Genomic DNA, 24,850 nt, shown 5'->3' with positions numbered 1-24,850 from the left:
AACCCATGCCCTGATCAGGGCCGGGCTCACGCCGTCCAGATGTCCGGCTTGCGGTCGATCCAGGGACGGGCCTCCTCCAGCTGCGCGGACAGCGAGATCAGCGTGCCCTCCCCGCCAAGCCGCCCGGCGAGCATGACCCCGATAGGAAGCCCCGCATCGTTCCACTGCAACGGAACGTTCACCGCGGGCTGCCCGGAGATGTTGTACATCGCCGCGAACGGCGTGAAGCGCTTCTGCCGCTCGAAGTTCTCGGCGGGCTCCTGGTCGTGGAAGTACCCGACGGGCACGGGCGGCTCGGCCAGCGTCGGGTGCAGGATCGCGTCGAACTCGTCCATCACCGGGAAGGCCGCCCGCAGCGCCCCCTGCAACGCGGCCTGGGCGCCGAACAGTTGCGTGGCGGTCGTCGACCGGCCACGGTCCCGGAGCCAGCGGGTCAGCGGCTGGAGGAGACGCTCGCTCTCCTCGGCGATGGGCGAGAACGCGGCCATCGCGCCCCAGAGCGTCTCGAAACGCGGGATGAGGTCGGGGCCGAACACCGGGGGCAGCTCCACGACCTCGTGGCCCAGCTCCTCCAGCAGTTCGGACGCCGCGTCGTAGGCGGCCACACAGTCGGGATGCACGACGACGTCCGCCACGGCGGGTTCCTTGCTGCGCGCGATCCGGAGCCTGCCGGGCGGACGGTCCGCGTACGACGCGAACGTCCCCTCGACGGGCGGTGCCGCGTACAGGTCGCCGGGCATGTGGGCGGACATCACGTCTAGCAGGAGGGCCGCGTCGCGGACGGTGCGGGCGATCGACCCGTTCGTGGACAGCCCGAACAGGTCGGGGAGCAGCGGTCCCTGCGAGATCCGGCCCCGGGTCGGCTTGAGCCCGAAGAGGCCGCAGGCGCTGGACGGGATCCGGATCGAGCCGCCGCCGTCGCTGCCCTGCGCGACCGGGGCGAGACCGGACGCGACCGCCGCCGCGGCGCCGCCGCTGGATCCGCCCGCCGACCTCGACAGGTCCCAGGGCGTCCGGGCGGGCGGCGAGACGTCGCCCTCGGTGTAGCAGGTCAGCCCCAGCTCGGGCGACGCGGTCTTGCCGAGCAGCACCGACCCGGCCCGCCGCAGCAGGGCGACGACGCTGTCGTCCGCGAAGCCGGTGAGGTCGGAGTAGACGGTCGTCCCGTAGGTGGTGCGGACGCCGTCCACCATGTTCAGGTCCTTGATGGGGACCGGGACCCCGTGCAGCGGCGGCAGCTCCGCCGGGTCGGCGGTCTCCGCGACGGCCTTCTCCGCGCGGCGCGCCTCCTCGCGGGCGCGCTCTGCGGTGACGGTCACGTAGGCGCCGACCTGCTCGTTGAGCCGTTCGATGCGTGCCAGATAATGCTCGGTCAGCTCGACCGGGGATACTTCCCCGGTGCGCACGGCGGCCGCCATCGCGGTCGCGCTGAGGTCATGGGTCTGTGTCACGAAGTCGAACGCTAGACGCCGTGTGCGCGGGCTTCAAAGAGGGCAGGGTGGATCGCAGCGGCGGAAGGGAGAAGAATACTTACGTACCCACCCTCGGCGTCAGTGAATCACCGACGGGAGGCGACAAAACATTAACCCGGCATGACTAGTCGGGAACCTCGCGGGTGATTACTCTGCGCACGGAGGATCATGCCCCCGATGGGAAAGGAATACGGAGCGTCACTCATGGCGATCATGGAGCGGGGCAACACACAGGCGGCCAGGGGCCAGCCCCGGGCCGGTTCGAAGACAACGGGGCCGAACGCGACGGGGTCGGAGGAAACGCGTGAGTACCATCACCATGGTCCGGTGAAGGAGCGTCCCGACAAGGACACCGGCGGCCCGCCCGACGGCCTGGGCGACGGGTACGGCGACGGGTTCGGCGACGGGGGTGAGGGCGCCGTCACCGCGGCGCTCGACGACCCGCGCACGCGCCGCTGGCTGTGGCGCGGCGGCGTCGCCGTCGCCGCCGGGGTCGTGACGCTCGGCCTCGCCGGTTGGCGCCTCGGCGTCGCGGTCGCGGTCCTGGTCGTCGTCGGCGACATCGTCCGCCGGTCCCGCACCGACTCCACCGTCACGGCCTGGCAGAAGTCCTCGGCCGCGGAACGGCGCACCGAGAAGCAGCTGAGGTCCCTGCAACGCAACGGGTACCTCGTGCTGCACGCGCGCGCCGTGCCACGCGACGACGAGGGCGTCAGCGACGGGCGGATCGACCACCTGGTGATCGGGCCGAGCGGCGTCTACGCCATCGACTCCGAGAAGTGGGACAAGCGACTCCCCGTCCGCACCATGTCCCACCTCAAGCTCTTCCACGGCCCCTTCAACAAGAAGGACCGGCTGGACGAGGCGCGCTGGGAAGCCCAGATGGCGAGCAACATCCTCGGCGAACGGGTCGGGTTCGACGTGCCGGTACAGCCGTCCGTGGCGATCTACGGGCCGTCCATCCCGTGGAAGGTCATGCGGGTCCGCGACGTCGACGTCTACGCGGGCAACCGGGCGCGCGCGTACCTGCGCCGCCGTCCGAAGATCCTGGACGACGGCGAGGTCCGCGACATCTTCCAGGCGGCCGAGTCGGCACTGCCACCGAAGTACCCCGACTGAGGTCCCGGGCGGCCCCGCTTCCCCGGGCCGCCCACCGCCCGACGACGGCCACGAGCGACCGGTGTACGCCCCGCGTACCGGTACCAGGCCGCGGGCACGCCGCCACGGAGGCCGGGACGTCGCGTCCCGGCTTTCTCCCTGCCCGGCCTTCTCCCTGCCCGGCTTTCTCCCCTGCCCGGCCTTCTCCCTGCTCTGCCTGCTCGGCTTTGTCCATGCCCTCGAAACGGTTGGTAGCATCAAAGGACATCGGCCGGCCCGTGCGCGATCTCCGCTGAGCCGGCGGCAGCGCCGCGATCCGCCGCTGCGCGCACCCGCGACACGCGACTCGCCCTCCGCCGCGCCGAACCACGCGCGGCCCCCGGCGACCGCCGCGACGCAACGCCCACGTTCGAGAGGTCGATCCCATGCCACCGCTCAGGTCACGCACCGTCACCCATGGCCGGAACATGGCGGGCGCCCGCGCCCTCATGCGGGCCAGCGGCGTCGAACGCGAGGACTTCGGCAAGCCGATCGTCGCGGTGGCCAACAGCTTCACCCAGTTCGTGCCCGGCCACGTCCACCTGGACGAGGTCGGCAAGGTCGTCGCGGGCGCCGTCCGCGAGGCGGGCGGGGTGCCCCGCGAGTTCAACACGATCGCCGTCGACGACGGCATCGCCATGGGCCACGACGGCATGCTGTACTCGCTGCCGTCCCGCGAGGTGATCGCCGACGCCATCGAGTACATGGTCAACGCGCACTGCGCCGACGCCCTCGTCTGCGTCTCCAACTGCGACAAGATCACGCCCGGGATGCTGCTGGCGGCGCTGCGGCTCAACATCCCGACGGTGTTCGTGTCCGGCGGGCCGATGGAGGCGGGCAAGCCCGTCGAGGGCGTCCTCGGCGGCAACAAGCTCGACCTGATCGACCCGATCATCGCGTCCGCCGACATGTCCATCGCCGAGGACAAGCTCCTCGCGCTGGAGGAGAGCGCCTGCCCGACCTGCGGGTCCTGCTCCGGCATGTTCACCGCCAACTCGATGAACTGCCTCACCGAGGCGATCGGGCTGGCCCTGCCCGGCAACGGCACCGTCCTCGCCACCCACACCGCCCGCCGCCGCCTCTACGAGGACGCGGGCCGCACCGTCGTGGACGTCGCCCACCGCTACTACGACGGCGACGACGAGTCCGTCCTGCCGCTGAACATCGCCACCCGCGACGCCTTCGCCAACGCCATGGTCCTGGACGTCGCGATGGGCGGCTCCACCAACACGATCCTGCACCTGCTGGCCGCCGCCACCGAGGCGGGCGTCGACTTCGGCCTGTCCGACATCGACGCGCTGTCGCGCCGCGTCCCGTGCGTCTGCAAGCTCGCCCCGGCCAGCGCCAAGTACCACGTCGAGGACTGCCACCGCGCGGGCGGCATCCCCGCCCTCCTCGGCGAACTGCACCGCGCCGGGCTGCTGCACGGCTCCTCCCACTCGGTGCACTCCGCGTCTTTGGACGAGTTCCTCGCCAAGTGGGACGTCCGCTCCCCCGACGTCCTGCCGGAGGCCCTGGAGCTGTTCCACGCGGCGCCCGGCGGCGTCCGCACCACCTCCGCGTTCAGCCAGAGCGCCCGCTGGGAGTCGCTCGACCTCGACCGCGAGAACGGCTGCATCCGCTCCGTCGAGCACGCCTACACCGCCGACGGCGGCCTCGCCGTCCTGCGCGGCAACATCGCCCCCGACGGCGCCATCGTCAAGACCGCGGGCGTCGACGAGGAGCTGTGGACGTTCACCGGCCCCGCCGTCGTCTTCGAGTCGCAGGACGACGCCGTCGAAGGCATCCTCGGCGACAGGGTCAAGGCGGGCGACGTCGTCGTGATCCGCTATGAGGGCCCGAAGGGCGGCCCCGGCATGCAGGAGATGCTGTACCCGACGAGCTTCCTCAAGGGCCGCGGCCTCGGCAAGGCGTGCGCGCTGATCACCGACGGCCGGTTCTCCGGCGGCACCTCCGGCCTGTCCATCGGCCACGCCTCCCCCGAGGCCGCGGGCGGCGGCATCATCGCCCTCGTCGAGGACGGCGACCGCGTCGTCATCGACATCCCGAACCGGACCCTCGAACTCGACGTCCCGGCCGACGAGCTGGAGGTCCGCCGCGAGAAGCTCCTCGCCGACCTCGGCGGTTACCGCCCTCGCGACCGGCACCGTCCCGTCAGCGCCGCCCTGCGCGCCTACGCCGCCATGGCGACGTCCGCCGCCACCGGCGCGGCCCGCGACGTCTCCCAACTCGACAACCTCTGAGCTTCACCCCGCGGACAGTCGCCTCCGTTTCCCGAGGGAAGGCGTGGTGGGGCCCGAAAAGGCCCCACCACCGAAGGAGCCCACGACTCGACCGCCATGGCCGCGACCCTACGCACCGCCCAGGCGGGCTAGGAGCAACAACCCCCGCCGCAACACCCGCCCCCACCCGCGGGCTTCGGCGCAGCCATCCCACCCCGCGCCGTCCCGGTGACGGCGACCGTGGACAGCAGCTTGACGGTGTCCTCATGCCCGTCCGGACACACAGCCGGATCGGACGCATTGATCATCGGGCGAGAGACCTCGAAGGTCGACCCACAAGCGCGGCAACGATAGTCATAACGAGGCACTGTGTCTTTATAGCATTTCACTCCGCTGTGTTGATTGCAGTGCACTCCTCCTTCGGGCGTTGAACGCCCTCCATCGTCGTGCACCGCGTGCGATCGCTGCATCGCTCTCGACTCGCCTAGCGGCTCGCTTCGCGATCTGGGTCTCGCTTCGCTCGCACCAGCCTTCGGACGCGATCGCAGTGGTTTGGGTCTCTGCGTGGTTGCGGAGGGTGGCTGGGGTTCGTTCAGTGGCTGGGGTTCGTTCAGTGGCTGGGGTTCGTTCAGTGGCTGGTTCGGGTGTGGTTGGTGGGCTCGCCTAGCGGCTTGCTGGGTGGAGGGGTAGGCCGGTTTGGGTGGCTAGGAAAGAGAGGGTGTCTGTCAGGAGGTCGGCGGAGCGGGTCACCGAGCGGGCGGCGTGGCCGACGTTCGACTCGTTGCGGAGGAGGATCGGGACGTCCGAGGCGGTGGCGTGTTGGAGGGCGGCGCACATCTTGCGGGCGTGGAGGGGGTCCACGCGGGTGTCGCTGCCGAAGGTGGTGAACAGGACGGCCGGGTAGGCGGTGCCCGCGTGGACGTGGTGGTACGGGGAGTACCCGATGAGCCAGCCGAACTCCTCGGGGTCGTCGGCCGTGCCGTACTCGTCGTTCCAGGTCTCCCCCAGGCCGAACCGCTCGTAGCGGACCATGTCGAGGAGCGGTGCCGAGCACACCACCGCCCGGTACAGGTCGGGACGCTGGGTGAGGGCCACGCCGACGAGAAGGCCGCCGTTGGAGCCGCCGGAGATCGCGAGTTGCGCGGGGGTGGTCAGACCGTCCGCGATGAGCTTCTCGGCGGCGGCGTGGAAGTCGTCGAACACGTTCTGCTTACGGTCGCGCATCCCGGCGCGGTGCCACTCCTCCCCCTCCTCAGAACCGCCGCGCAGGTTGGCGATCGCGTAGACGCCGCCTGCTTCGACCCAAGCCAGAATGCTCGCGGAGTAACTCGGTGTGAGGGAGATGTTGAACCCGCCGTACCCGTACAGGATGGTGGGACGCGGGCCGGACGCGTCGGGGCGCGACACGACGAGCATCCGCACCTCGGTCCCGTCGCGGGACGGGTAGACGACCTGGCGGGTCTCGATCTCCGGAACCTCAACGCTTCCAGGCGCGGATGCCCACAGGGTGGTCTCTCCGGTGCGGGCGTCGTAGCGGAGCACTGAGGATGGGGTGACGTTGTCCGTGTAGCCGAACCACGCCTCGTGGCCGCCCTCGAGGCGCTCGGTGATCCCGCCGATCGAGCCGAGCCCTGGGGTGGGAACGGTGCCCAACTCCTCGCCGGTCTCCAGGTCGTGGACGGTGATCTCGCTGATCGCATGACGCTGCCAACCGGCCAGCAGCACGGGACGGTCGAGATCGTCCAGGATCGCGTATGTGGTGAGGACGGCCTCCGGATCCTCCGGAATCAGGCTCCGCCAGGTGTCGTAGGAGGGGTCGGCGGGGTCGGTGACACAGAGCCGGGAGCGGGGCGCGTCGCGATCGGTGAAGATGTAGGCGCGGCCGTCGCGTCCCACGTGGAGGCCGGTTCCGGCGTCCACACCCTCCTGGACGGCACGAAAAGCAGGCTTCTGGGATGGCGACGTCGACAGATCGGCGATCCACAGGTCGTTGCGGGGTGCGGTGCCCTGAGACGCGGAGATCGTCAGCCAGCGCCCGTCCCGGCTGACCCCGACCCCGTAGTAGTTGGTCTTGTCCATCCCGGCGCCGAAGATCAGGACGTCGTCCGTGTCGGGTTCGGTGCCAACGCGGTGCAGGTAGACGCGCCGGTGGTACTGCTCCTCCCCCACCGGGACGTCCCGCGCGGCGAGACGGCGCGTGTAGTAGTAGGCCTCGCCGCCCGGCAGCCACGCGATCGACGAGTACCGCGCCCGGTCGATCGGGCCCTCCACCCGTTCGCCGGTCGCGACGTCGACGACGTGCAGGAGCGACTCCTCGTCCCCGCCGCTCGAAATCATGTACGCCAGGCGCCGCCCCTCCTTGTCGGGCTGCCAGGCGTCCAGCGTCGTCGTCCCCTCGGGGTCGAGGGCCATGGGGTCGACGAGGACGCGCTCCGCCCCATCCGGATCCACCGTGTACAGCGCCGGATGCTCCTGGTCGGCGGCACGGCGCGTGAAGAACCGGCGTTCGCCCCGCCACACCGGCGCGCCGACGCTGCCCGCGCCGAGCAGGTCACCGAGCCGTCGCCGCAGCGCGTCCCGTCCGGGCAGCGCGTCCGTGACCTTGTGGAACAGGTCGTCCTGGGCGGCGAGCCACGCTCCGGTGTCGTCGGTGGCCGCGTCCTCAAGCCACCGATACGGGTCGGCGACCCGCTGACCTTGGATGTTCTCGACGATGTCCTGGCGCTTCGCGGACGGATACGGCGTCATAGGTTGCACTGTATTGGTCGTTCCGGACCGGCCGTCCCGTACACTGCGAACGGCCGCCAGAGCGCTTCGCGTTCGATCGGCCGTCCGAAGGGGGATTATTGGGGTAGCGGGCGGCCTCCCTCAGACGCCACACTGATCTGGTCGGTTCGCCCCGGGGAGGTCCTCATGGCGAGAGCGCAGGTACCGGAGACGATAATCGGGCCTCGGTGCGAGGCGCGCCCAGTCGCGCCCACCGAGGCTGACGAACAACGGACCCCGGTGGAGGGCGTCTGAGATGAGACAGGTCCTCCTCCTGAACGCGACGTACGAACCACTCACCACACTCCCGCTCCGGCGGGCGGTCTGCCTCGTGCTTCGGGAGAAGGCCGAGATCGTCCACCATGACACCTCGGGCGCGGTCCTGCACTCGGCCGCGATGACGATCGACGTTCCGTCCGTCATCCGCCTACGCCGCTATGTGCGCATCCCGTTCCGCACCCGCGTCCCCCTCACCCGCGCCGCGCTGATGCGCCGCGACAACTTCCGCTGCGTCTACTGCGGCCGCCGCGCCGAGACGATCGACCACGTCCAGCCCCGCAGCCGCGGCGGCAAGCACGTCTGGGAGAACTGCGTCGCGTCCTGCATGACCTGCAACCACCGCAAGGCCGACCGCCTCCTGGACGAACTCGGCTGGACCCTGAGCATCACCCCGGGCGTCCCCCGCGGCGCCCACTGGCGTCTGATCGGCCTGATCCACGACGGCGACCCCCAATGGGCCGCCTACGTAAGCGAACCCGCCGCCTGAAACCTACCCCGAGCCGCGGGTGTCTCGCCGGGCCGCGCCTCCGGCGGGACGACCCGCGGCTCGGGTGCTCAGCGGAGTTGTTTCTCGATGTAGATGTTGACGATGCCGCCGATGGTCTCGCGGCGTGTTTCCGTCCAGCCGAACTTGCCGTAGAGGGCCAGGGCGGGGCCCTGGAGTTCGGTGGTGTCGGCGCGCAGGACGCGGTAGCCGAACTCGACGGCGCGTTCTTCCAGGGCCTGGACGACGGCGGTGCCGTAGCCGCGGCGTTGGACGGAGGGCAGGACGCGGAGCCGGACCATCTCGGCGGCGTCCAGGACGGGTGCGCCGGGGGCGTAACCGCCGAAGGCGCGGGCCCGGCCGCCGGGGACGAGGTCGGCGCGGCGCAGGCCGCCCATGGCGACGATCTGGCCGTCGAGTTCGCCCACGAGGAACTCGCCGTCGTTGCGCAGGTAGATATCGTCCATGCGGAAGAAGTCGTGGTCGTAGTAGACGCCGTCGCCGGGACGCAGGCCGACCTGGGCCAGGCCGGTGCGGTGCAGGGCGAGGACCGTGCCGTGGTCGGCGGCGTGGTAGCGGCGGAGTCGGAGCGTTCCGAAGCTCCACACCGGGGGCTCGTCCTGGATCCGGACCAGGGCGCGGTGACCCTGCCAGGGCGCGTTGTCGAAGGTGCCCATGCCGGGTCAGACCTGCTCGGACGGCGGGACGGCCGGACGTTCCTGGGTGGGACTCGTCACCCAGGGCCCGGCCAGGGCCTCGTTGAAGTCCTTGAGGCCGGAGACCTCGCCGAATCTCAGGTTGACCGCCGCGCCGATCTGGCGGGCGCGGTGGACGAGGATGTCGGAGCGGTGGTCGGCCGGCAGTTCGAGGATGGCCTCCTGTCCGGCGGTGAGGGCGGCCTGGGGTTCTCCGGCGTGGACCTTGCACATCGCCCGGTCGAGCCGGACCAGGGTCAGGTCGACCCGGTCGGTGGGCGAGTACAGGGTCAGCGCGTGGCTGAGGACCTCGTCGCCGTGCTTGTGGTCGCCGAGGCTGGTGAACGTGTCGCCCTCGTAGAAGGCCATCTGCCGGTCGGTGAAGCCGTAGACCAGGTCGCTGGTGTCGGTCTTGGAGAGTTGGTCGAACACCGAGCGGCCGCGGACGAGGGCGCGCCGGGCGCTGGGCGCGGCGTCGCCGCGGCCGCGCATGGCGAGCATGCCGAGTGCCCTGGCCTCGACGGCGGGGGCCATCGCGGCGGCGACGCCGGGCGTGCGTCCGGCGAGGTCCTGTGCCTTGCGGGCCAGGTGCAGCGCTTCGCGGGGGTCGCCGTAGTACATCGGGACGAGCGACTCGCGGACGGTGACCCAGGCGCGCAGCTGTCGGTCGCCGGTCTCGTCGGCGGCCGTGCGCGCGGTGCGGAAGAACGAGCGGGCCAACCGGTGGTCGCCGAGGTTGATCATGATCAGGCCGGACAGCCCGGACAGTTGCGCCGCGATCCGGCACAGCCGTTCCTGGAGTTCGACGGGTTGGCGCTTGTCGCACATGCGGCGCACCTCGCTGAAGTCCAGCAGGACGTCGCAGAGCATGCGGAGCGACGGCGTCGCCTGGTACTGGCGGCCGTAGCCGTAGGTGGTCTCCTCCCACTGGTCGAGCATGGTCGGCGACACGGTGGCGCCGACGAGCGTGTCGTCCATCTTGCGGCGCAGGTTGTCGACGGCTCCCAGGAACTGACCGTCGAGCGCCACGCCCGCTCCGGCCAGAAGCTGCAGAAGGGTTCTACGAAGCACGATGTCCTCCTCACCCACATCGATGTTCAGGGGGCCGTCTGCGCGGTCGGTGCCCCGGTGGTCGTTGATGGTCGCCCAGGGCCGCTCCTCGGACCTGGGCACGATCGCTCCGACGAGGGCGTCGGAGCCGGGTGCCGCGCGCCGTTCGGCGGGGCGCGGCTGGGGGACGCTCGTGGCGCCCGGGCGGCCGGTGTGGCCGTGTCCGCAGATGCAGGGACTCTGGTAGTCGAGGTCGTCCGGCTCCACGCGGTACACGGCGCACAGGTAGTGCAGGTACTCGGGGCCGGGCCTCTTGTAGCCGCTCTCGTAGGCGGACAGCAGCGTCTCACCGAGGCGGGGGGGCGGTTTCCCCTCGACCTCGTAGAGGGCCCTGACCTGCGCCACGATGTCGGACAGCGCGACGCCGTGGGCCAGTCTGTGCGCCTTGATCCGGCTGGTGCCGTACAGCGGCCCGCACTGTTCGTAGATGTCCTTCGCGATGTCGACCGGCGCCCGGCCCTGGGCCAGGGCGCGCGCACGGATCCGGCGGGCCGCCTCTGTTTCTCTGCGGGGGGGATCCGACATCGACTCCGGCCTCCTCCCGGTTGGCGGGCCGGGACTCCGGTCCCCTGGGGGGAGGGCGATCGTCCCTGCCACGGCGACCGGTCGCTGGTCATGGCCACGACAGATAATCTCTTGCGCACGCAGCGTAACCCTCGTCACATTGCCCGCCAAGCGGTTTCGGGGAAGAAACGGCGGCCGGGACGCGTCCCGCACTCCCCGGGTAGAGATTCTTCCTCCACAAGGGTGCAGACTTCCCCTGAGGTGGGGTAATCCGGTTCTTCGGCGAACGCCCGGTCACTTGACCCGGCAGGGTGAGAGTTGCAAGTCTCGCCCCTAGTGACCGACCGGATTCACAGAGTTGACGAGTTGACCGGTACTCGCCCACAGAGGGGGTGCGAAGGGTGGTCAGCGACAGACGCCTCAGCTACCTGGAGGAACTGGAGCACGAGCTCGACACGCAGGGGCTCGTCGCCCGTGTCGTCAGGACCCGCTCGGGTCCGGCGTTCCTGCGCGTCGTGAATCCCGAGGCCGCCAGCCTCGCGGAGGACGTCACGTGCGCACCGGTTCCGGAGACCAAGGACCACTACTTCTGGTGGTCCTGGGGGGAGCGCATGCACCACGTCGACGACGTGGGTGGCGCCGCGTTGAAGCTGGCGCACGTCCTCCAGCCGCTCCGTCACTGAGGCCCCCTCGTGGGCGGCCCCCCAGACCGGGCGTGTCCCGTGGCCATGGCCGAAACCGGCGCGGCGGCCACGGCCATTCACGGGACACGCCCGCCAGGCCAACCCTCCCCGGCCGCCAGGGCACCTCGCGGGGCGGCGTCCTCGCGGGTCGCGGTACGAATCGGTCGATATCGTCCCCTACGATCGACTCGAACCGGCTGCGGGTCCACGGCGCGGTGTCCAGGCACCACAATGGCCGGGGAGGGTCTTCACGTATGTCACTCGCCGTCGCACCGTTGCTGCCCTGGGCGCAGGACGGTTCCGCCGAGAAAGCCTGTCGCGGCGACCAGGAGCCCACCGCCGCGTGCAGGCTCATCTGGAACATCTCACACAACACCGGGTTCACCCGGTTCTACTCGACCTGGCTCGACGGGCCCCTCAGGACCGTCTTCCTGATCGTCCTCACGTTCGTGATCGCGCTGGTCCTGAAGAGCATCGCGCACCGCATGATCACCAGGGTGACGCTGCGGATGGCCGAGGGCACGATGACCGAGCGGGCCAGGGAACGGTCCCGGACGGTGTTCGAGGGCAGCCCCGCCCTGCTCAACAAGCGCCGGGCCCAGCGCGCCCAGACGCTCGGGTCGGTGCTGCGCTCGATCGCGTCCGTCCTGATCATGGGGACGGCGGCCTTCAGCATCCTCGGCTCCCTCGGCCTGAACCTCGCGCCGATCCTGGCGAGCGCGAGCGTCATCGGCGTCGCGGTCGGCTTCGGCGCGCAGAACATCGTCAAGGACCTCCTCGCCGGGCTGTTCATGCTGCTGGAGGACCAGTACGGCGTCGGCGACTTCATCGACGTGGGCACCGCCAAGGGGACTGTCGAGGCCGTCACGCTGCGGGTCACGCGGATGCGGGACGTCGACGGCATCGTCTGGTACGTCCCGAACGGCGAGATCAAGAAGGTCGGGAACGAGTCGCAGAACTGGGGCCGCGCCGTCCTGGACATCCCCGTCGACATCCAGGAGGACGTCGAGAAGGTCAAGGACATCCTCCAGAACGCCGCCGACGAGCTGGCCGCCGACGAGCGGTGGAAGGATCTCGTCCTGGAGGCGCCGTCGGTGTGGGGCGTGCAGGCGCTCGCCGGCGACGCCCTCGTCATCCGCGTCGTGCTGAAGACGGCCCCGGGCAGGCAGGGCGACATCGCCCGTGAGCTGCGCGAACGGGTCAAGCTGGCGTTCGACGAGGCGGGTGTGACGGTCGCCACCCCCACCCCGTAGTGGATCAGGTCGGGGATCGGCGGACGGCGCGGGGCCCCGCTCGCATAGGGTGGGGGCGCTATGGCTGAACAGGTGACCTTCTACGAAGCGGTCGGCGGCGAGGAGACCTTCCACCGGCTGGTCCACCGCTTCTACCAGGGCGTCGCGGACGACCCCGACCTTCGCGCCCTCTATCCCGAGGAGGACCTCGGGCCCGCCGAGGAGAGACTGCGGCTGTTCCTCATCCAGTACTGGGGCGGCCCCACCACCTACAGTCAGCGGCGCGGGCATCCCCGGCTGCGGATGCGGCACGTTCCGTTCGTCATCGGCCAGGCCGAGCGGGACGCCTGGCTGCGCCACATGCGCGACGCGGTGGACGATCTGGAGCTGCCCGAGCCCCTGGAGAAGCAGCTCTGGGACTACTTCACGATGGCCGCCCAGAGCATGGTGAACTCCCCCACCTGACGCCCGGCCGACCCCATGCCCGGCCGACCTCACCGTCGGCTGACTTCACGTTGGCTGCCGATCCGGGGACTCACTCGCACGTCGGTATGCGCGTCCGGAAACGAGACGCGGTGTGCCGGGCCTGTGCCAGGGGTCAGCGCACGGGGCCCGGCACACCGCTGGTCTTGCCAGAGTGCCGGTCTTGCCAGATCGCGTTCGCGGCTACAGCGGGGGGCGCTGGAGCTGGAGCGGGTCGTCGGCGGCGGGAGCGGCCTTGAGCGTCGGCGCGTCGGCGTCGACACCGGCCCAGCGCTTGACGAAGGCGATCGACTTGGCCTTCTCGTCGGCGGTCAGCGCGTTGATGAGGCGCGCGCTGTGGTTCATGCCGGGAGCGACGTACACGGCCGAGTCGCGGCTGCCATAGCCGAGGCGGAACGGCTCGGAACCCCACGGGTCGTTCGCCCCGTACAGGAACAGCATGTGGTTCGCGTCCCCGCGCACCCAGCGGTCGATGTCGCGCATGGCGCGACCGTGGTCGAAACGCATGCGGATGTCACGCGGAACGTAGGTGCGCGGCTCGTAGCTGCTCTCGTACCGCAGCAGCGGACGCAGGTTCGTGAACTGGGGCGTGGGCCAGCCGAGCTGGGTGCCCGCCTGGTAGTAGTACGGGATGTACGGTGCGAGCCCCTGGTCGCTGTAGAAGGAGAGACCGGAGATGGTGTCGAGCGTCTGGTAGATGGCGTCGTCGGAGGCGTCCACGGCCGGGAGGGTCGCGCAGTCGGCCTGGAGGCTGTACTGCCAGAACGCCCACTCGTAGTCCATCACGGAGTTCTCGAACGCGCGGTCCTGTGTGCGCAGGATGTCGAACGTCCAACCGCCCTTGTCGGCGGCGGCCTTGAAGCGTTCGAGCATGGCGGGACGACGCTTGAGGAACTCCCGCGCGAGCGCCTTCACGTGGGTGCGGCATTCGGGGTCGTTGCCGACCGTCTTGAAGAACTTGTCGTAGGCGCGGTCGTCGTTGTTGTTCACATCGTTCGGAGCCACGTAGACGACGCTGCCGTCCACGTCACGGGGGTAAAAACGCTTGTGGTAGACGGCGGTCATGCCGCCCTTGCTGGCACCGGTCGAAATCCACTTGCCGTGGTAGATCCGCTTCAACGCGCCGATGAGCCGGTGCTCGTCGGTGGCGGCCTGCCAGATGTCGTCCTTGCGCCAGTCCGCCGGTTCGGGACGGGACGGGGTGAAGTAGCGGTACTCGACCGAGATCTGGTTGCCGTCGACGAGCGCGGTGGGCTCGGACGTGAACATCGTTTCGGGTGTGTTGTAGCCGCTGGTGTAGAGGACCATGGGCCGGTCGGCGTCCTTGTGTTGCAGCATGATGCGCTGCTCGAACCATGGTCCCCGCGGATGGCGGTGGTCGACCGGCTGCCTGTACTCAAGCCAGAACCAGCGGTAGCCGGGCAACGTCGAGGTCTTCTCCGTCACCTGCATTCCGGGGATGGCCTTGAGCTGGTCGAGGATGTCGCCCGCCTGGACGGCACCCGCCTTGACGGTCACCGCCTGCGCCGCGGTGGCGCCGGCCCCGGTCACGCCCGCGGCGAGCAGCAGTGCCACCGCTCCTCGTGAGATGCGCCGCATTTGTGTCCCTTCTGCGTGGGATCTCCACATTCGCGTCGCGACCCTAGAGCGAGACGTGGGCTGAAAACGGATTGCTGCTGCGCTTGTTATCTATCCGTGACAGCTCGGTTGTCACCGGGCACTCAGGTGGACAACGGGTCAGACAGCACCACCTGTAAGGAAATGGGCGACCAGCCAGCCGAGCCCGACGAGGAGGGCGAGCCGGCGCAGCTGCCAGCCGACGGGCTTGCCGCGAACGGCGAAAACGGTCCATACCAGCTCGGAAAGCGTGTCATCGGACTGCCGGTTGAATACCGCGGGCAGTTCGATGGCGAAGAACATCAGGATCCACAGAATCCATGCGGCGAGATAGGGGGACATGTGGCGCCTTCTCTGGCGGGGGCTGACTCCTTCTTTCCGGTAATACCCGGTAAGAATGATCCCTAGTCGCCCGAACCGCCATCAGCCGGTCGTTGTCCGCAAAACGCCGTCAGCCGGACGCCGTCAGCCCGGGCGGGCGTCAGCCGGGAGGGGCGAGCGTGACGCCGTCGTCCCAAGGGGCGAGGCGTTCGAAGAACCGCTCGTCGTGCCAGCGTCCGTCCACGTGGATGTGGCGCCGGGACGTCCCCACCGCCGTGAAGCCGTTCCGCTCCAGGACGCGCTGGGACGCGTGGTTGTCGACCCGCGTGAACGCCTCGACGCGGTGCAGGCCCAGGTCGTCGAACGCCACGTCCAGCACCTGCCTCAGCGCCTCGGACGCGACACCGCGCCCCGAGTGCGCGCGCGCCACCCAGTAGCCGACGAAGCAGCTCCGCAACGGGCCGCGCAGGACGTTGTTGAGCGTGATCCGCCCGGCGACCTGGCCGTCCACCAGGATGACGCCCGGCCACATCTCGCCCCTCGCGTGCGCCGCCACCAGGCCGTGCAGGTTGTCGCGCTGGCCGTCGACGGTGAAGTACGAGTCGTCGCGTTCCGGTTCCCAGGGACGCAGGTAGTCGCGGTTCGCCTCGTAGAGCGCGGCGAGCCCCTCCGCGTCCGCCATCTGGACGACGCGGAGCCGCACCCCCGGCCGCCTGCCCTCGTCCAGCAGGGGCGGCGGCTGCCCGGCGAGCGCCGTCATGCGGCGGGCGCCGCGTAGCGTTCGATGAACTCGCGCTCGGCCGAGGTGAACCGGCGCAACCGGTTCGTCTTCGGGTCGAACGCGACGAGCTTCGAGATGGCCTCGGCGTAGACGTGGTCGTCGTCGCGCACCTCGTAGGCCAGCGTGAACGACGCCGCGCGGGCCTCGGTCACCCAGGTCTCCACCCGGATCGGGTAGACGGTCGGCAGCAGCGGCCGCCGGTAGTCGATCTCGTGCCGGGAGATCACCATGCCGCGGACGGGCTTCTCCCCCTTGCGGACCGGGTCGCCGTGGAACATCTCCAGGCGCGCGTCCTCCAGGTAGCCGAGGAACTTGACGTTGTTGACGTGTCCCTGGGAGTCGATGTCGCCGAACCGCACATGGAACTCGTAGACGTGCCGGTACTCGGCCGCGGGCAGGTCGGTCTGCTGCATGTCCTCGCCTGGGGGTACGGAAACCGGTCCGGGCCGATGCTACCGTCAGCGCCCTTCCCAGCCCTGGACGCCCCCGCGTGGCCCCGCTCACGCCGCCCCAGAGCGGACTGCCCGAGTGGGCCGCCGGATCGAACGTGATGCGGCGGCCCAGCCGGGGTCAGTCGCGGGTGAGCTTGCGGTGCGTGACGCGGTGCGGGCGGGCGGCGTCGGCGCCGAGCCGCTCGATCTTGTTCTTCTCGTAGTCGGCGAAGTTGCCCTCGAACCAGAACCAGTTCGCCCCCTCCTCCCACGCGAGGATGTGCGTGGCGATCCGGTCGAGGAACCACCGGTCGTGGGAGGTGATCACGGCGCAGCCGGGGAACTCCAGGAGGGCGTTCTCCAGGCTGGACAGGGTCTCGGTGTCGAGGTCGTTGGTCGGCTCGTCCAGCAGCAGGACGTTGCCGCCCAGCTTGAGCGTCAGCGCCAGGTTGAGCCGGTTGCGCTCGCCCCCGGACAGGACGCCCGCCGGTTTCTGCTGGTCGGGGCCCTTGAAACCGAACGCGGCGACGTAGGCGCGGGACGGCATCTCGACCTGTCCGACGTTGATGTAGTCGAGGCCGTCCGAGACGACCTCCCACACCGTCTTCTTCGGTTCGATGCCGCCGCGTCCCTGGTCGACGTAGGAGACCTTGACGGTGTCGCCAAGGCGCAGCTCACCGGCGTCCGGGTGCTCCTCGCCCACGATCATGCGGAACAGCGTGGTCTTGCCGACGCCGTTCGGGCCGATGACGCCGACGATGCCGTTCGGGGGCAGGTTGAACGTCAGGTCGTCCATCAGGACGCGGTCGTCGAAGCCCTTGCTCAGCTTGTCGGCGACGATGACCGTGTTGCCGAGGCGGGGCCCCGGCGGGATCTGGATCTCCTCGAAGTCCAGCTTGCGGTGCTTGTCGGCCTCGGCGGCCATCTCCTCATACCGCTCCAGCCGGGCCTTGCTCTTCGTCTGGCGGGCCTTCGGGTTCGACCGGACCCACTCCAGCTCGTCCTGGAGGCGCTTCTTCCGCTTGGCGTCCTTGTTGCCCTCGACCTTCAGGCGGTCCGCTTTTTTCTCGAGGTAGGTGGAGTAGTTGCCCTCGTACGGGTAGCAGCGGCCCCGGTCGAGCTCCAGGATCCACGTGGCCACGTTGTCGAGGAAGTACCGGTCGTGGGTGACGGCCAGGACGGTGCCCTCGTACTTGGCGAGGAACTGCTCCAGCCACTGGACGCTCTCGGCGTCGAGGTGGTTGGTGGGCTCGTCCAGCAGCAGCAGGTCGGGCGCTTCGAGCAGGAGCTTGCACAGCGCGACGCGCCGCCGCTCACCACCCGACAGCTTCGTCACCTCGGCGTCGCCGGGCGGGCAGCGCAGCGCGTCCATCGCCTGTTCGAGCTGGCTGTCGAGGTCCCACGCGTTGCGGTGGTCGAGCTGCTCCTGGAGCTTGCCCATCTCCTCCATCAGCTCGTCGGAGTAGTCCGTCGCCATCTTCTCGGCGATCTCGTTGAACCGGTCGACCAACGCCTTGGTCTCGGCGACGCCCTCCTGCACGTTCCCGAGGACGGTCTTCTCCTCGTTGAGCGGCGGCTCCTGCTGGAGCATCCCGACGGTGAAGCCCGGCATGAGGCGCGCGTCCCCGTTGGACGGCTGTTCCAGACCGGCCATCATGCGCAGCAGCGTCGACTTACCGGTGCCGTTCGGGCCCAGGACACCGATCTTCGCGCCGGGAAGGAAGTGCAAGGTGACGTCGTCGAGGACGACCTTGTCGCCATGTGCCTTGCGCACACGCTGCATCGTGTAGATGTACTCGGGCATATCTTCAAGCGTAGAGGGTCCCGGAAGGTGGTGTGTTTACGCCGGATGTGGATTCCGGGACGCTCGGGTGCAGGAGCGCGGGCAGCGGGACGGCGAGGATCGCGCTCACGGCGTCCAGGGTGTCGGCGTCGAACGCGCACGCGGTCGTGTCCGGTGGCAGGTCGGCGGCCGTGTGGGGACGGCCGGTGCGCTCGGTGAGGGCGGCGGCCAGCGCATCGGGGGTCAGGTCGCGGGTCCGCATCCACTACGCGATGTTGGCGTTGACGTGCTGGTTCATCGTGCGCGGCGCGCCGTCCGTCGCGGCGGGACGGGCGGCGGGACGGGTGGCGCCGGGACGGGCGGTTGGCCTCCTGAGGCGGGGGATCAGCGGCAGCGGGACGAGCAGCGCGCCGAGCACGGGGAACGCCCATGGGTAGCTGGCGGTGTGGCCGGTGAAGCCGATCGGCTCGTCCAGCCCGCTGATCTCGCCTCGGACGGTGTAGCGGCCGAACGCGGGCGCGCCCAACGTGAACGGGATGTCGTAGGTGCGTTCCTTGCCGGGGTCCAGGGTGCCCAGCGCGGGGGCGGTGACCAGGTCGGTGGGCTCGGGGCCGCGCCCGACGGTCAGGGCCAGCGGCACGTCCGTGAGGGCGGTGGTGCCGTCGTTGCGCAACGTGACCCGGAGGGTGCGGGACGCGCCGCCGCCGGCGGCGGGCGCGGGAGCCGCCGCCGCCGTCGTCGCCGGAGGCGTGTTCGTGCTCCGCCGCAGGGGCGCCGGTCAGCGGGAAAAGGCGTGAATGCCACGGTCAGGGCACGGATCGTCGGTGCGCTCGCCGTCCTCGCCGCGCTCTCGCTCGGCGGCTGCGCGGCCGGGACCGCGTCGGCGGGGAAGGCCGACCGCGACGACCCGGCGGCGAAGTGCGGGCCGTCCACGGTCCAGGTAACCCGCGACGTCACGCCCATCGGATCGGAGCCGAAACCGGCGCTTCCCGTCACGGTGCGGTCGGCGGACGGCAGGAACGTCACCGTTCGCAGCACCGACCGGATCCTCGCGCTCAACATGTACGGGTCGCTCGCCGAGATCGTCTACAGCCTCGGGCTCGGCGACCGGATGGTCGGGCGCGACGCGTCCACCACGTTCGCGGGCGCCGCGCACCTGCCGCTGGTCACCACGCACGGCCATGACCTGTCGGCCGAGGCGATCCTGCGGCTCGACCCGACCGTCGTCCTCACCGACGCCGGGATCGGCCCGGCCGCGGTGCTGGACCAGCTTCGCGCGTCCGGCATCCCCGTCGTCATGATCGACGACAGGCAGACGCCGCCCGCGATCGGCGAGCACGTCACGGCCGTCGCCGCCGCGCTCGGCGTCCCCTCGGTGGGCAAGGCCCTTCGCAAGCGGATCGACACGGAGATCGCGGCCGGACGCGGCGCCGCCACGGCGTCCGCCACCCCGCTGCGCATCGCGTTCCTCTACCTGCGCGGAACCTCCGGGGTCTACCTCATCGGCGGCCGGGGCGCCGGATCGGACGCCCTGATCCAGGCCATCGGCGCCACCGACGCCGGGACGGCCGCGGGCCTCACCGGATTCCGACCGCTCACCAGCGAAGGCATGATCAACGCGGCGCCGGACGTGATCCTCGTCATGACCAAGGGCCTGGAGTCGGTCGGCGGCGTGAAGGGCCTGGTCAGGCTGCCCGGCGTCGCGCAGACCCCGGCCGGTCGCAACAGGCGGGTCGTGGACGCCGACGACGGCAGTCTCCTGACGTTCGGCCCCCGCACCGGCAAGACGATCAAGGCGCTGGCGGCCGCCGTGCACCGGCCCTGCGCCTCATGACCACCGTCCGGGACGCACCGACGACCGCCCCAACGAAGGGCGCCGTCAGGCTGCGCGGAACCCTCCTGATCGGCGGGCTCGCGGTCGCGCTCGCCGTCACGGTCGTGATCGCGGCGGGGCTCGGGCAGGTCACCGTCCCGCCCGCCGAGGTCCTCGGCTCCCTCGCGCACCACCTCGGGCTGGACATCGGGCCCCGGCCGTCCGGGCCACAGGCCGACAACACGCTGTGGGTCGTCCGCTTCCCCCGCGTCGCGCTCGCCGTCGTGACCGGCGCCGCCCTCGGCTGCGGCGGCGCGATGATGCAGGGCGTCTTCGGCAACCCGCTCGCCGAACCCGGCGTGATCGGCGTCTCGGCGGGCGCCGCGACCGGCGCCGCCACCGTCATCGTGTTCGGGCTGACCGCGCTCGGCAGCTGGACGATCGTGCTCGCCGCTTTCGTCGCCGGGCTCGCCACCACCCTGCTCGTCTACGCGATGGCCCGGACGGCGGGCCGCACCGAGGTCGTCACCCTGCTGCTCACCGGCATCGCGGTCAACGCGATCACGTCGGCGGCGCTGGGGCTGCTGATGTTCGCGTCCAGCAACGACGCGCTGCGGGCCATCACGTCCTGGCAGCTCGGCAGCCTCGCGTCCGCGACCTGGCCCGCCGTCGCGACCGTCGCGCCGTGCGCCGCCGCGGGCATCGCCGTCGCCTGCGCCTGCGCGCGCCGCCTCGACGTCCTCGCGCTCGGCGAACGGCCCGCCCGGCAGCTCGGCGTCGACGTCGAACGGCTCCGGTTCACCGGCATCGCCGTCATCGCGCTCACCACCTCGGCGGCCGTCGCCTTCAGCGGCATCATCGCGTTCATCGGGCTGGTCGTGCCGCACCTCGTCCGGATGGCCGCCGGGCCGGGGCACCGCGTCCTCATCCCGGCGTCCGCGCTCGGCGGCGCACTGCTCGTCACGGTCGCGGACATCGTCGCCCGCACGTCCATTCCGTACCAGGAGCTCCCCCTCGGCGTGCTGACGTCGCTGGTCGGCGGGCCGTTCTTCTTCTGGCTGCTGCGGCGCGCGCGCAACCAGTCCGGGGGCTGGCAGTGATCGGCGTCCGCCGCCCCCGCCCACCAAGCCCCACGGAACCCGGCACCGTGGCGCTCGCCGCGCGGAACGTGACCGTCCGGCGCGGCGGCAGACCCGCCCTGGACGATGTCGACCTGGACGTCAGGCACGGCGAGATCCTCCTCCTCGTCGGGCCCAACGGCGCGGGCAAATCAACCCTGCTCGCAGCGCTCGCGGGAGACATCCGCCCCGCCTCGGGCAAGATCACCCTGGACGGCCGCGCGCTCGACGGCTGGACGCCCCGCGAGCAGGCCATGCGGCGGGCGATGCTCCCCCAGCACCACACCCTCGCGTTCGCGTTCACCGTCGCCGACGTCGTCCGAATGGGCCGCACCCCCTGGACGGGCACCGCCGCGTCCGACGCCGACGACCTGATCGTCGAACGGGCGATGCGGGACGTCGACGTGGCCGCGTTCGCCACCCGCCCCTTCACCGCCCTCTCCGGCGGCGAACAGGCACGGGTCGCGCTGGCCCGCGTCCTCGCCCAGGACGCGGGGACCGTCCTGCTCGACGAGCCCACCGCCGCGCTCGACATCCGCCACCAGGAACAGGTGTTCGCCCTGCTCGGCGCCCAGGCCTCCCGGGGTCGCGCGGTGCTCGCGGTCGTCCACGACCTCGACCTCGCCGCCGCCTACGCCGACCGTGTCGCCGTCCTCGCGGACGGCCGCGTCGCCGCCTGCGGCCCGCCCCGCGACGTGCTGACCACCGCGCTGCTCACCGACGTGTACCGGCACGACATCGAGGTCCTGCCCCACCCCCGCACGAACCGGCCGCTCGTACTGCCCGAACGGCCCCCCACCAAGGAGACCCCATGACGCAGGACCCCTTCACCCCCGACGTCGTCGCCGCCATCGCCCGGCACATGAACGACGACCATCCGGCCGACTCACTGCTGATCGTCCGGCTGCTCGGCGGCGTGCCGGACGCGACGTCCACGAAGATGACCGGGGTCAACGCCGACCGTGCCACCTTCACCGCCGAGGTGAAGAGCGGCACCGTCCAGGTACACCTCCCCTGGAGCCACCGGCTGACGGAACGCACCCAGGTCCGCGCCGAGGTCGTCCGGATGCACACCGAGGCGACCCGCCTCCGCGACCTGCCACCCGAGGAACGCTTCTCCGCCCGCCTCCGCGCCGCGACCCGCCCCGAACACGGCGACACAGAGCAATCGACCTACATGACCGCACTACTCAACGGCGACCTGCCCCGCGACGAGTACGCCACGCTCCTGGGCCAACTGCACATCGTCTACACCGCCCTGGAGGACGCCGCCGACCGCCTGCGCGACGACCCGACCGTGGCCCGCTTCGACCTGCCCGGCCTGCGCCGACGCACCGCCCTGGAGGCCGATCTGGAGTTCTACTGGGGCCCGGACTGGCCGTCCCACATCCAGCCCACCGACGCCACCCGCCGCCACCGCGAACGTCTCGACGAGGTCTGCGCGACCTGGCCGGCGGGCTACATCGCCCACCACTACACCCACTACCTGGGCGACCTGTCCGGCGGCCAGGTCATCGGCCGCCGCCTGGCCCAGACCTACAACCTGGACAACACCGAAGGCGTCCGCTTCTACCACTTCAACGAACCCCCGAAACGACTCAAGGACCGCTACCGCACCCTCCTCGACACCGCCCCCTGGGACGAACAAGAACAAGACCGCGTGATCACCGAGGTCCGCACCGCCTACCATCTGAACGCCGCCCTGACCAAAGCCCTGACGCCCTGACCCAGGGTCAGGCGGCAGGTGCGGTCGGGCCGTCCAGGGCGGGGAGGCAGACGCGGTTGCGTCCGGACGATTTGGCTCGGTAGAGGGCCAGGTCGGCGGCCGTCAGGAGTTCGAGGAGGTCGTCGCCGTGGGTGCGGAACAGAGCGACGCCCACGGAGACCGTGACCGTCACGGTTCCCTCTTCGGCGGGGACGGCCAGGCGGCGGACGCGGCCCCGGAGGCGTTCCGCCACCCGGCACGCCTCCACGGTGTCGGCGCCCGGGAGGAGGACCACGAACTCCTCGCCGCCGAACCTGCCCACGACGTCGTAGTCGCGTAGTTGGTGGCAGAGCGTGCTGGCCACTCCCACGAGCACCTGGTCGCCCATCAGGTGGCCGTGGGTGTCGTTGACGCGCTTGAAGTGGTCGATGTCGATCAGCAGGAGGGCGACCGCGCCGTGGGTGCGTTGGGCGCGGGACAGCTCGGTGTCGGCCTCGCGTTGCCAGGCGGCGGCGTTCAGGAGGCCCGTCTTGGCGTCCGTTCGCGCGGCCGCCTGGAGTTGCTGGTGCATCAGGCTGCGCTGGAGGAGGACCACCGGGGGCAACGCCAGGATCAGCAGGGTGAGCGACAGCGCGCTCGTGATCGCGACGAGGATGCCGACGCAGAGTTCCACGACGTCCAGGAGGAGGATCTCGCGCGTCCACAGGACGTCCCGCCAGCGGCTCTCGGGGTTCGCCGCGTGGGCCGCCACCGCCACGATCGCCGTGTTCATGACGGTGTACAGCGCGGCGCACCCCACCGCCGCCGGGATGCCCGGGTAGCCGTCGACGACCCACTGCGGCGCGCCCTGCAACGGTTCGGGCACCACCAGGTGGAACACCATGGAGGCGCACGCCCCGGCGATGCCGTGCGCGGCGGCGACGAGGGCGCGGCGGTAGATCAGGGTTCGGCGGACCCTGAACTGGAGCAGCGCCTGTATCGGCACCGGGATCAGGAGCGCGTACATCGGGGGCAGCAGCAGCGCGACCGGCAGCCACCACGCGGACAGCAGGTCGCGGCCGACGCCCGCGGGCATGCCGAGCCGTCGCGTCGCCTCGATGCAGACCGCGCCGCACGCCAACAGGGCCAGGAAGGCCACCAGGTCGCCGGCGCGGAACGGCGTCCCGAGCAACCCCGCGCCGATGAGGCCCAGGTCGACGGCCACGACCGCCGGCACATAGATCAGGAGCTGGGGTGGACGTCCCAGTCGCACTCGACGCCTGGGTGGTCTACGGGCCAACTCCCCACCACGGTCCTCGGCGGACGACTGCACTGCCGTCATCCTTCCCCCTTACGCGCATCACGTTGCGTAACACGATAGTTGCAAGGTGTGCGGAAGGGGCGTGAAACAGGTACGTTCGGGAAAGCACATGCGCGTGACCAGCGGCGTCACCACGCATCAGGGCCCGCGGACGCGGGGCTCCACGCACCTTCCTGAGGGGGATACCAGCATGCGCGGCGTTTCCTGGATCTGACCAGGCCGCAGAGTTCGGTGGCGACGACGGGAATCCCCCCTCCCGGTTCACGAGGTCGCCACGCCGAGGCACCGCACCGGGCCGACGGCCGTCCCGGGCGACACTGACGCCGGCCCACGGCCGCCGCGGTGCCACGCCGCGTTGCCCGGCGATCGTGGGCCTTGGGTGGCCGTTCCCTCCGGTGGGGCTAGGCGGCTTTGGGTTCTTCGTCGGGGGTTGGGGTGGCCAGGGCCCATTCGTCGGCGGCGTCTTCGGCCATGCGGCGGTCTTCGTCGCTGAGGGGGCCGCCGCGTTGGACGGGGCGGAAGTCGGCCGTGCCACGGAACAGGTCGGGGCCGAGGGTGGTGGCCTCGACCTCGGCGGAGAAGCGCCACTGGCCGTCGCGTTCGTACTGGCGGATGCGGAGGCGGCCCGTGACCAGGACCGGGGTGCCGCGTTGGAACTCGGACGCGTTGACGTTGTCGGCCAGGTTCCGCCAGCAGTTGACGGTGAGGAAGAGGGTGTCGACGTCCTGCCACTGGGAGGTCTGGCGGTCGTAGCGGCGGGGTGTGCAGCCGACCCGCAGGGACAGGAAGGGGGTTCCGTTCGTCGTGACGGCGTAGCGGGGTTCGGCGGCCACCCAGCCGGTGATGGTGATGTGCGCCTCGTTCATCGCGGTCCTCCGTTGTCTCGTGCGTACGAATCAACGGTGACGCGGCGG

24 protein-coding genes and 1 pseudogene are annotated in these 24,850 nt (G+C 70.8%); 11 read left to right on the top strand and 14 right to left on the bottom strand.

Annotation, left to right across the window (positions count from 1 at the left end; genetic code table 11):
- Positions 1–26: 26 nt before the first annotated feature.
- A complete protein-coding gene (locus ABD808_RS17290) occupies positions 27–1,451 on the bottom strand; it encodes an amidase (RefSeq protein WP_344897594.1) in 1,425 nt (474 codons plus the stop codon).
- Between the two features lie 348 nt (positions 1,452–1,799).
- Between ABD808_RS17290 and ABD808_RS17285 the strand changes: the two genes are divergently transcribed.
- Both ABD808_RS17285 and ilvD read left to right on the top strand, forming a co-directional pair.
- Positions 1,800–2,591 carry a nuclease-related domain-containing protein gene (locus tag ABD808_RS17285; protein ID WP_344897591.1) on the top strand — a complete coding sequence of 264 codons (792 nt, stop codon included), beginning with the start codon at positions 1,800–1,802 and terminating at the stop codon, positions 2,589–2,591.
- Between the two features lie 404 nt (positions 2,592–2,995).
- On the top strand, positions 2,996–4,852 hold the full coding sequence (gene ilvD / locus ABD808_RS17280) for a dihydroxy-acid dehydratase (RefSeq protein WP_344897588.1): 1,857 nt from the start codon (positions 2,996–2,998) through the stop codon (positions 4,850–4,852).
- A 128-nt stretch (positions 4,853–4,980) separates the two neighbouring features.
- On the opposite strand, the gene ABD808_RS17275 is transcribed toward ilvD, so the two are convergent.
- The gene (locus ABD808_RS17275) at positions 4,981–5,199 is read right to left on the bottom strand and encodes an FmdB family zinc ribbon protein (RefSeq protein WP_344897585.1); all 219 of its coding nucleotides are present in this window, start codon (positions 5,197–5,199) and stop codon (positions 4,981–4,983) included.
- A 295-nt stretch (positions 5,200–5,494) separates the two neighbouring features.
- Entirely contained in the window at positions 5,495–7,579 is a 2,085-nt protein-coding gene (locus ABD808_RS17270; RefSeq protein WP_344897582.1) for a prolyl oligopeptidase family serine peptidase, read from the bottom strand.
- A 274-nt stretch (positions 7,580–7,853) separates the two neighbouring features.
- Here ABD808_RS17270 and ABD808_RS17265 point away from each other — a divergent pair, with 274 nt between their 5' ends.
- Positions 7,854–8,363 carry an HNH endonuclease gene (locus ABD808_RS17265; RefSeq protein ID WP_344897579.1) on the top strand — a complete coding sequence of 170 codons (510 nt, stop codon included), beginning with the start codon at positions 7,854–7,856 and terminating at the stop codon, positions 8,361–8,363.
- Between the two features lie 68 nt (positions 8,364–8,431).
- Here ABD808_RS17265 and ABD808_RS17260 read toward each other — a convergent pair whose 3' ends face one another.
- A complete protein-coding gene (locus ABD808_RS17260) occupies positions 8,432–9,037 on the bottom strand; it encodes a GNAT family N-acetyltransferase (protein WP_344897575.1) in 606 nt (201 codons plus the stop codon).
- A gap of 6 nt (positions 9,038–9,043) precedes the next feature.
- Positions 9,044–10,690, bottom strand: coding sequence for an NsdA family TPR-like regulatory protein (locus ABD808_RS17255; RefSeq protein ID WP_344897572.1), 1,647 nt, complete (start codon positions 10,688–10,690; stop codon positions 9,044–9,046).
- Between the two features lie 380 nt (positions 10,691–11,070).
- Between ABD808_RS17255 and ABD808_RS17250 the strand changes: the two genes are divergently transcribed.
- From ABD808_RS17250 to ABD808_RS17240, 3 genes and pseudogenes are all read left to right on the top strand, one after another.
- Positions 11,071–11,352 carry a hypothetical protein gene (locus ABD808_RS17250; RefSeq protein ID WP_344897570.1) on the top strand — a complete coding sequence of 94 codons (282 nt, stop codon included), beginning with the start codon at positions 11,071–11,073 and terminating at the stop codon, positions 11,350–11,352.
- A 254-nt stretch (positions 11,353–11,606) separates the two neighbouring features.
- The gene (locus ABD808_RS17245; protein WP_344897566.1) at positions 11,607–12,605 is read left to right on the top strand and encodes a mechanosensitive ion channel family protein; all 999 of its coding nucleotides are present in this window, start codon (positions 11,607–11,609) and stop codon (positions 12,603–12,605) included.
- 72 nt (positions 12,606–12,677) lie between these two features.
- Positions 12,678–13,043 (top strand): annotated as a pseudogene (locus ABD808_RS17240) (globin); the annotation flags it as partial.
- A gap of 207 nt (positions 13,044–13,250) precedes the next feature.
- Here the strand turns inward: ABD808_RS17240 and ABD808_RS17235 are convergent.
- The 7 genes from ABD808_RS17235 to ABD808_RS17205 all read right to left on the bottom strand — a co-directional run bounded on the left by ABD808_RS17235 (position 13,251) and on the right by ABD808_RS17205 (position 18,673).
- The gene (locus tag ABD808_RS17235; RefSeq protein WP_344897563.1) at positions 13,251–14,666 is read right to left on the bottom strand and encodes an aminopeptidase; all 1,416 of its coding nucleotides are present in this window, start codon (positions 14,664–14,666) and stop codon (positions 13,251–13,253) included.
- Between the two features lie 138 nt (positions 14,667–14,804).
- Entirely contained in the window at positions 14,805–15,026 is a 222-nt protein-coding gene (locus ABD808_RS17230) for a hypothetical protein (protein ID WP_344897560.1), read from the bottom strand.
- A gap of 139 nt (positions 15,027–15,165) precedes the next feature.
- Entirely contained in the window at positions 15,166–15,765 is a 600-nt protein-coding gene (locus ABD808_RS17225) for a GNAT family N-acetyltransferase (protein ID WP_344897557.1), read from the bottom strand.
- Positions 15,762–16,199 carry an acyl-CoA thioesterase gene (locus ABD808_RS17220; RefSeq protein WP_344897554.1) on the bottom strand — a complete coding sequence of 146 codons (438 nt, stop codon included), beginning with the start codon at positions 16,197–16,199 and terminating at the stop codon, positions 15,762–15,764. The genes ABD808_RS17225 and ABD808_RS17220 overlap by 4 nt, the downstream gene beginning before the upstream one ends.
- Positions 16,200–16,356: 157 nt before the next feature.
- Entirely contained in the window at positions 16,357–18,021 is a 1,665-nt protein-coding gene (gene ettA, locus ABD808_RS17215) for an energy-dependent translational throttle protein EttA (RefSeq protein ID WP_344897551.1), read from the bottom strand.
- Positions 18,022–18,025: 4 nt separating this feature from the next.
- Positions 18,026–18,262 (bottom strand): hypothetical protein, encoded by a 237-nt coding sequence (locus tag ABD808_RS17210; protein WP_344897548.1) that lies wholly within the window; start codon positions 18,260–18,262, stop codon positions 18,026–18,028.
- A 3-nt stretch (positions 18,263–18,265) separates the two neighbouring features.
- Positions 18,266–18,673: a hypothetical protein gene (locus tag ABD808_RS17205; protein ID WP_344897545.1), complete on the bottom strand. Its 408-nt coding sequence runs from the start codon at positions 18,671–18,673 to the stop codon at positions 18,266–18,268.
- Between the two features lies 1 nt (position 18,674).
- On the opposite strand from ABD808_RS17205, the gene ABD808_RS17200 reads away from it, so the two are divergent.
- The 5 genes from ABD808_RS17200 to ABD808_RS17180 are packed head-to-tail and all read left to right on the top strand — an operon-like array spanning position 18,675 to position 22,657.
- On the top strand, positions 18,675–18,797 hold the full coding sequence (locus tag ABD808_RS17200) for a hypothetical protein (protein ID WP_344897542.1): 123 nt from the start codon (positions 18,675–18,677) through the stop codon (positions 18,795–18,797).
- Positions 18,794–19,834, top strand: coding sequence for a heme/hemin ABC transporter substrate-binding protein (locus ABD808_RS17195; RefSeq protein ID WP_344897539.1), 1,041 nt, complete (start codon positions 18,794–18,796; stop codon positions 19,832–19,834). The genes ABD808_RS17200 and ABD808_RS17195 overlap by 4 nt, the downstream gene beginning before the upstream one ends.
- The gene (locus ABD808_RS17190) at positions 19,831–20,913 is read left to right on the top strand and encodes a FecCD family ABC transporter permease (RefSeq protein WP_344897536.1); all 1,083 of its coding nucleotides are present in this window, start codon (positions 19,831–19,833) and stop codon (positions 20,911–20,913) included. Before ABD808_RS17195 ends, ABD808_RS17190 begins: the two co-directional genes overlap by 4 nt.
- Positions 20,910–21,746, top strand: a complete 837-nt coding sequence (locus ABD808_RS17185; RefSeq protein WP_344897533.1) for a heme ABC transporter ATP-binding protein — start codon at positions 20,910–20,912, stop codon at positions 21,744–21,746. The genes ABD808_RS17190 and ABD808_RS17185 overlap by 4 nt, the downstream gene beginning before the upstream one ends.
- Positions 21,743–22,657, top strand: a complete 915-nt coding sequence (locus ABD808_RS17180) for a biliverdin-producing heme oxygenase (RefSeq protein ID WP_344897530.1) — start codon at positions 21,743–21,745, stop codon at positions 22,655–22,657. The genes ABD808_RS17185 and ABD808_RS17180 overlap by 4 nt, the downstream gene beginning before the upstream one ends.
- A gap of 7 nt (positions 22,658–22,664) precedes the next feature.
- Here ABD808_RS17180 and ABD808_RS17175 read toward each other — a convergent pair whose 3' ends face one another.
- Together ABD808_RS17175 and ABD808_RS17170 are read right to left on the bottom strand one after the other, a co-directional pair.
- Complete coding sequence (locus ABD808_RS17175; protein WP_344897527.1) at positions 22,665–23,957, bottom strand: sensor domain-containing diguanylate cyclase; 1,293 nt, start codon at positions 23,955–23,957, stop codon at positions 22,665–22,667.
- A gap of 380 nt (positions 23,958–24,337) precedes the next feature.
- On the bottom strand, positions 24,338–24,802 hold the full coding sequence (locus ABD808_RS17170; RefSeq protein WP_344897524.1) for a single-stranded DNA-binding protein: 465 nt from the start codon (positions 24,800–24,802) through the stop codon (positions 24,338–24,340).
- Between the last annotated feature and the right edge of the window lie 48 nt (positions 24,803–24,850).

The organism is Actinomadura meridiana (assembly GCF_039537545.1).
GTDB classification, from domain to species: domain Bacteria; phylum Actinomycetota; class Actinomycetes; order Streptosporangiales; family Streptosporangiaceae; genus Spirillospora; species Spirillospora meridiana.
This window is presented reverse-complemented; position numbering and strand designations above follow the sequence as displayed.